Source organism: Priestia sp. P5_B4, from assembly GCF_056400385.1.
Genome location: NZ_JBFULJ010001022.1, coordinates 1 through 1,246 on the forward strand (window position 1 = coordinate 1; position 1,246 = coordinate 1,246).

Below are 1,246 nucleotides of genomic sequence, written 5' to 3' on the forward strand. Positions count from 1 at the left end.
ATCCATTACTTCCTGTACATTTTCGCTGTTGCTGTGAATTGTAACAAGAGAGTCGCCTTTTTTCACTGAATCGCCAACTTTTTTATTAAGCATGATACCAACTGCTAAGTCGATTTCAGATTCTTTTGTTGCACGTCCTGCACCTAGCTTCATTGCTGCTACGCCGATTTTTTCTGCAACGATTTCTGAAATGTAGCCATCTTCTTTTGCTGGCACTTCAATTTTGTGCGCTGCATCTGGTAATTTAGACGGATCGTCTGCAACAGAAGCGTCTCCGCCTTGTGCGCTTAAGAACGTTTTGAACGATTCTAATGCTTTTCCGTTTTTAATTACTTCTTGAAGCATTGCACGCGCTTCATCTAAGCTGCTTGCTTTTTCAGCAAGTACAACCATGTGACTTCCTAATGTTAAGCAAAGCTCTGTTAAATCTTCAGGGCCTTCGCCTTTTAACGTGTCGATCGCTTCTTTCACTTCAAGCGCATTACCAACCGCAAAACCTAGAGGCTGGCTCATATCTGAGATGATTGCTTTTGTGTTTCGACCTACGCCTTTTCCGATTTCAACCATTGCTTTTGCTAATTCTTCAGCATCTTCAAGCTTTTTCATAAACGCGCCGTTCCCAGTTTTTACATCCAGGCAAATGGCATCTGCTCCAGCTGCAATTTTCTTACTCATAATTGAGCTTGCAATTAACGGAATCGAATCAACCGTTGCTGTTACATCACGAAGTGCATAAAGTTTTTTATCCGCCGGCGTTAAGTCTCCGCTTTGACCGATAACGGCAATTTTATTCGTATTTACTAAACGAATGAATTCTTCATTTGTAATTTCAACGTGGAAGCCAGGCACTGCTTCAAGTTTGTCAATCGTACCGCCAGTGTGTCCTAAGCCGCGGCCAGACATTTTGGCAACCGGTACATCAACCGCAGCTACTAAAGGTCCTAATACAAGTGTTGTTGTATCACCTACGCCGCCTGTGCTGTGTTTGTCTACTTTAATACCTTCAATTTTTGATAAGTCGATTTGATCGCCTGATTCAACCATTGCTTGCGTTAAATTCACGCGTTCTTCCTGCGTCATTCCTTGAAAGTAAATCGCCATCGCAAATGCCGATAGCTGATAATCAGGTAAATCCCCTTTTGTATAACCTTCGATAATAAAATCGATTTCAGCTTTATTTAATTCATGTCCATTACGTTTTTTTTCAATTAAGTCAACCATTCTCATGACGTTTTCCCCCTAAAAG

Annotated in this window: 1 protein-coding gene; it reads right to left on the reverse strand. The window is 41.4% G+C overall.

What is annotated here, in order from left to right; translation table 11 throughout:
- On the reverse strand, positions 1 to 1,227 hold a 1,227-nt coding region (locus tag AC1DRF_RS28445), incomplete at its 3' end, for a pyrimidine-nucleoside phosphorylase (protein WP_477742365.1).
- Positions 1,228 to 1,246: the final 19 nt, after the last annotated feature.